The 5,142-nt window shown below is 41.9% G+C and carries 7 protein-coding genes and 1 pseudogene; 3 read left to right on the forward strand and 5 right to left on the reverse strand.

The genetic code is table 11. The features are described 5' to 3' along the window. Positions 1–148 precede the first annotated feature (148 nt). From F947_RS00005 to F947_RS00015, 3 genes are all read left to right on the forward strand, one after another. Complete coding sequence (locus F947_RS00005; RefSeq protein WP_004967300.1) at positions 149–1,156, forward strand: replication initiation protein; 1,008 nt, start codon at positions 149–151, stop codon at positions 1,154–1,156. 105 nt (positions 1,157–1,261) lie between these two features. Beyond that, the gene (locus F947_RS00010; protein WP_225531289.1) at positions 1,262–1,828 is read left to right on the forward strand and encodes a plasmid replication DNA-binding protein; all 567 of its coding nucleotides are present in this window, start codon (positions 1,262–1,264) and stop codon (positions 1,826–1,828) included. Positions 1,829–2,033: 205 nt separating this feature from the next. Then, a complete protein-coding gene (locus F947_RS00015; protein ID WP_004967304.1) occupies positions 2,034–2,309 on the forward strand; it encodes a DUF6966 domain-containing protein in 276 nt (91 codons plus the stop codon). A gap of 81 nt (positions 2,310–2,390) precedes the next feature. On the opposite strand, the gene F947_RS00020 is transcribed toward F947_RS00015, so the two are convergent. The 5 genes and pseudogenes from F947_RS00020 to F947_RS14080 form a co-directional block, all read right to left on the reverse strand. Next, entirely contained in the window at positions 2,391–2,693 is a 303-nt protein-coding gene (locus F947_RS00020; protein ID WP_001140620.1) for a helix-turn-helix domain-containing protein, read from the reverse strand. After that, the gene (locus tag F947_RS00025; protein ID WP_004967307.1) at positions 2,686–3,042 is read right to left on the reverse strand and encodes a type II toxin-antitoxin system RelE/ParE family toxin; all 357 of its coding nucleotides are present in this window, start codon (positions 3,040–3,042) and stop codon (positions 2,686–2,688) included. The genes F947_RS00020 and F947_RS00025 overlap by 8 nt, the downstream gene beginning before the upstream one ends. A 220-nt stretch (positions 3,043–3,262) precedes the next feature. Then, a complete protein-coding gene (locus F947_RS00030) occupies positions 3,263–4,099 on the reverse strand; it encodes an aminoglycoside O-phosphotransferase APH(6)-Id (protein WP_000480968.1) in 837 nt (278 codons plus the stop codon). Beyond that, the gene (gene aph(3'')-Ib, locus F947_RS00035; protein WP_001082319.1) at positions 4,099–4,902 is read right to left on the reverse strand and encodes an aminoglycoside O-phosphotransferase APH(3'')-Ib; all 804 of its coding nucleotides are present in this window, start codon (positions 4,900–4,902) and stop codon (positions 4,099–4,101) included. The genes F947_RS00030 and aph(3'')-Ib overlap by 1 nt, the downstream gene beginning before the upstream one ends. 75 nt (positions 4,903–4,977) lie before the next feature. Continuing rightward, positions 4,978–5,142, reverse strand: a pseudogene (locus F947_RS14080) (IS5/IS1182 family transposase); the annotation flags it as partial.

Genomic DNA, 5,142 nt, shown 5'->3' on the forward strand with positions numbered 1-5,142 from the left:
AGTGGGGGCGAAATGTTAGGTTAGTGGGGGCGAAATGTTAGGTTAGTGGGGCGAAATGTTAGGTGGTAATCAAGATATGCTTGACTTAATAAGTGGGGGTAAGTAGCATTGAAAATACCACCACATAATAGAAGAATAGTGATTTTAGATGGCTGTATCATTAAAGAAAATTAAAAATTTTGAGGAACATGACAAATCTCTTTTTCCTCTTTCAGCACCTGCCAAACGTTATCCAAAAGACTATGCTGTCTTTCAAAATATTTTCTGGCAATTGAAGCATGAGAAATCACCAAAAGACGATATTCTAAAATTGCTATTCTTTTTTAGCCCTAAAGTTCGGCTAGCATCAGATCCCAATGAAACAACAGAATTCACTGTAACAGCTAAAGAATATGCTGAATTGACGGGCTTAAAGCCAAGCAGTGCTTATGTAGCCTTAAACCGAGTAGTAGATGCTCTCTACGACCACAGTGTAGTTTTTTATCATCCTGGAAAAGATCGAGATATTCGAACAAGACTCATTAGTACATGCTCATACAAGGATGGATGTTTTTATATTTCTTTCACGCATTTTGCCCTATACATTATGTATGTTTTTAATAAACAAAATTCGTATACAAAATTTAAAGTTAAATCGGCTGTTGCCTTACATGGTCACGGTTTAAAACTTTACCCATTCTTGGTACAAAATGAATTTCGGTCTAATTTCGATGTATCCATCAAAGAATTAAAAAGTGCTTTAGGTCTGGCAGAAAATTCATACCCAGAATATAGAGATTTCAAAAGTACTATTCTTAAACCCCACATTGATGACATTAACTCTAAAACAGAACTTACTATTGAGTTTAAAGCAGTCAAGAAAGAAGGACGCAAAGCTAGTCATGTTAATTTTATAGTTAGAAAAAAGAAAACTATTGGAGCTAATCAACAAAGTGAAACTGGTAGTAACCAAGAGCAAAATAAAATAACTGCAAAAATGGTTTATTTAACGATAATTCAAAGTGAAGAATTGAGCTTGAGATTCAAAGAATCTGGTGAGACTACAGACGAATTAGTAGAAAGAATAAAAATTGATTTTAAAAATAACGAAGGTAATAGATGGATTGAAAAACTAGCAGAATTCAATATCGACTTTACTATTGAACAAAAAGTTTGAAAAATTGCTGCTATACCTAGAAAAGTACGATTTAATTCAAAATAAGATATATGTTCAGCTAAGATGTTCAGATGAACATGCTTAAACACGCGCTGAGGGATTACATTGAACAAAACAAAATTTAGCATAATGGACGCAAGTAAAGCTTTTAAAAAATCAAGAACAACAATCTATGAATCTATAAAAAGTGGTGAATTATCAAGAGATCATGATGGACTTATAGACTTATCGGAACTTATCAGAGTTTATGGCAATCCAGTCAGTGTTCAGTCCAGTACACGTACTGAACAAGTCCAGAAGGATGTACAGGTACACGTTCAGTCTGAAATTGAAAATGTATTAAAAGATCAAATTTCTTTACTCAAAAATCAGTTAGATTTAGCAAATCAAAGAGAAAAGTCTTTGATGCAACATATTGAAGATCTCACTCATAGAATTGAGTTTAAAGGCACGTTAGAACAGCCAAAACAAGAAAATACTAGTAAGCTAAATGAATCTACTAATCTAAATATAGCAACAGATCCTCGGCCAGAGATTGAGTCGAACTATGACGCATTGACTACTTTTGGGGAAGACAACAAGCGTATACCTATTCCTGAACACGTTGAACCGGAACCTAAAAAAAGGGGATTATTGGGCCGTTTAGCTCGGGCAGTTTTTACAGATGAGTAAGGTTTTATTGTTATTTTTAGCTAAACAAAAGTGTGGAACATTGCTTACTTATTAAGCGTGGAACGTGAAAAGTCATAAAAAAAGCCCAATCGGGTGTGATTGGGCTTTTCAATACGAAATAAACTATTGAATTAAAACAAATAATTTAGAGCATTTCGTATAACGTGTATTATGTTAATTTTAGAGAATCTTAAAAAATACTTTTATGAAAAATAAAATTGAAGATTTAAAATCAACAATTCAAGAACTAATAGAATTGTTTGAAGAACAGAATTTAGAACATTGGGCAGAAATGTATAAAAGAATACTGTTCTATATTGATGATGATCTAGAATACGCAAAATATAAAATACAAAGTACCATTGGAGGAATGGGATCAATGGATGATATCGTTTTATATCGCAATGGTGATCCACTTATCAAAGAAAACAATCGTTTGGATTACTTAAGAAGTAAATTATATGTTTTTTGCGAAAGCTAAATTATTCTTAATATCGCTAATTTAACATAATGGCGATTATACGAATCTAAAAATGGGAGTCTTTAGCTCCCATTTTTATTGTTAAACATTGAATCCTATATGTTTTCCTGTTGGAAGCTCTACATCAATACGGAGCTTCCCGCCCATTGCCTCAACATACTTTTTCATGGTTGAAATCTTAAGATCATTGCCACGATTTTCTATTGCTGAAAGCGATGGCTGTTTTATTCCCAAAGTTTCAGCAAGTTCCTTTTGAGAGATTTCAAGTTCTTCACGAATAAGATGAAGCTGATTTTCTAGCAGTAATTCATCTGCCATTTTTTGAATACGGGCTTGGCTCTCTGGAGAGCGGCTAGCTAACAATTCTTGCAGAGTCTTAGCCATTAGATTTATCTCCTAGGGTGGTGAGATGAAGTTGGTATTGTTCATCTGCAATATCCAGCATGTCTTTATAAAAACGCTTTTTACTGCCTTTATCAGCAATACATAGAACAATAGCCTGTCGTAAAGGATCAAATGCGAAGAAAGCTCTCAGTGGTTTACCTCGATGTTGAACACGAAGCTCTTTCATGTTGGTAAATTTAGAGTCATAGACAGTATCTACTAAAGGGCGGCCTAAACTTGGTCCTTGCTGCTGTAGAACAACTAGGGCAGCCAGAACCTTCTCTTGTGTTGATTCGTCTTGCTGTTCAAGCCATTCATTAAATAGATCTGTCGTAATGACTATCCACATACCACAACCAAAATATAGATTATAGTCTATATTTTAGGAGCATTATGCTTGTTTTGCAAATGAGAAATGATAGGCAATAAAAAACCCCAGCATCCTGCCGGGGTTTTTCATATTGGGGTCGTTTGCGGGAAGGGGCGGAATCCTACGCTAAGGCTTTGGCCAGCGATATTCTCCGGTGAGATTGATGTGTTCCCAGGGGATAGGAGAAGTCGCTTGATATCTAGTATGACGTCTGTCGCACCTGCTTGATCGCGGCCGCGATAGCTAGATCGCGTTGCTCCTCTTCTCCATCCGCGTTCCAAGCTGCGGAAAGGCACCCATAAGCGTACGCCTGGTCGAGCAGGCGACGCGGATCGACGTCCAGCGCACGAGAGAATGCGTCCGCCATCTGTGCAATGCGTCTAGGATCGAGACAAAGGTCGTCTCTGTCAGCCGGATCGTAGAACATATTGGCGGCGCCAAAGCCCACTTCACCGACCAGACCGACGGGATCTATCACCAGCCAGCCGCGACTGGAGAACATGATGTTTTCATGATGCAGATCGCCATGTAGCCCACGCAGTTCCGAGGCATTGCTCATCATTTGATCGGCTATAATCGCCGCGTGGACGTAGTCAGTTTGACAACCTGCGTTTTGATCATCGCGCGCCCGCTGAAACAAAGCTGCAAAGCGATCCCGGATCGGGAGAAGGGCAGAAGGCAGGGGTTCCTCAGATGCGGCATACAGCTTCGCCATTAGTTCCGCTGCAATTTCGGTCGCCTGGTAGTCGCCGTGCTCGGCAACGATGTGAGAGAGCATTCGCTCCCCGGCATATTCGAGCAACATCAGATTGTTCTCACGACCGAGCAACCGGACTGCTCCCCTCCCATTGCGCCATACCAGATAGTCGGCCCCGCGCAGTTCATCAGCAATGTCTTCTATAGGTTTCAATCCCTTGACGATTGCAGGAGTCCCGTCTGGCAATGAAACTTTCCAAACGAGGCTGGAAAAGGTGTCCGCAATGAGAACAGGTTGCGAAACGTGCCAATGAGCAGGAAAAACAGGCGGCATGAACATCAACCCCAAGTCAGAGGGTCCAATCGCAGATAGAAGGCAAGGCGTTCGCGGTCGGGGGCTTCGATCCCCAATACATTGAATAGGACAGCGAAGGCGCGCTCTGCTTCATCTGGCGCTGCCCAGTTCTCTTCGGCGTTAGCAATCATGAGTGCCAAATCGGCATAGCGATCTGCTGTTCCGAGCCGCCCAAGGTCGATCAGACCCGTGCATTGAAGAGTTTTAGGGTCCACCATGAAGTTCGGCATGCAGGGATCACCATGGCAAACAACCATATCGGTGCGCTCTTGGTCGAGCCGCACCGGTAGCTCTCGTTCGACACGAGCCAAAAGATCGAGCTGCGGCGTACTCTTGTCCTCGTCCGGTAAGAAGTCGGGATTGACGGCATTGCGGGACACCACATCAACGGCGCGTCCGAACATTCGCGACAGCCTGCGCTCAAACGGACATTGATCAACCGATAGGCTGTGAACAGCGCCAAGTTGCTGCCCCATTGACGGCCACGCTTTGAGCAAATCCGCTCCAGACAGATCAGCCGCCGGTACTCCCGGAATTGCCGTTATCACCAAGCATGCACCCTCCTGTTCCTCCTGCCAGTTGATGACCTCGGGGCAAGCCACACCTCGACCTTTGAGCCAAATGAGGCGGTCACGCTCTCCAGCGAGCTCACCGCGGCGGGAAGCAGGTGCGATTTTCGCGAAGGCATGCCCGTCACCACGTCGAAAAACAAAATCACCAGATTCTCCGCCTCTGACAGGCAACCAGTCAGAATGCGATTCACCAAAAAAAATATTAGTTCGATTCAATGGAGGTTCCTTCAGTTTTCTGAGGCTTTGTTGCACAAAGATTTGAAATGCAAAGCGCCCCTAATTGATCCAAATTTAAGGCGTAACTTGGGTAAGTGGGCGACCTAATTCCGTAAATCTGTTAAGGACTGCTACACGTGCATGGATCTCATTCACCTGACTAGGAAAGCTTCTTGCCATTAATTTATCGCCTAATAATTTGATGCAATGCATCTTGGTTTCCACCAAACTGCGGCGATG

It is taken from the genome of Acinetobacter towneri DSM 14962 = CIP 107472, from assembly GCF_000368785.1.
Classification (GTDB): domain Bacteria; phylum Pseudomonadota; class Gammaproteobacteria; order Pseudomonadales; family Moraxellaceae; genus Acinetobacter; species Acinetobacter towneri.

Bases quoted from the DNA above. Each gene is read 5' to 3' on its own strand.
- F947_RS00015 (WP_004967304.1), top strand. From the start codon at position 2,034: ATGAAAAATAAAATTGAAGATTTAAAATCAACAATTCAAGAACTAATA.
- F947_RS00005 (WP_004967300.1), top strand. From the start codon at position 149: ATGGCTGTATCATTAAAGAAAATTAAAAATTTTGAGGAACATGACAAA.
- F947_RS00030 (WP_000480968.1), bottom strand. From the start codon at position 4,099: ATGTTCATGCCGCCTGTTTTTCCTGCTCATTGGCACGTTTCGCAACCT.
- F947_RS00025 (WP_004967307.1), bottom strand. From the start codon at position 3,042: ATGTGGATAGTCATTACGACAGATCTATTTAATGAATGGCTTGAACAG.
- F947_RS00020 (WP_001140620.1), bottom strand. From the start codon at position 2,693: ATGGCTAAGACTCTGCAAGAATTGTTAGCTAGCCGCTCTCCAGAGAGC.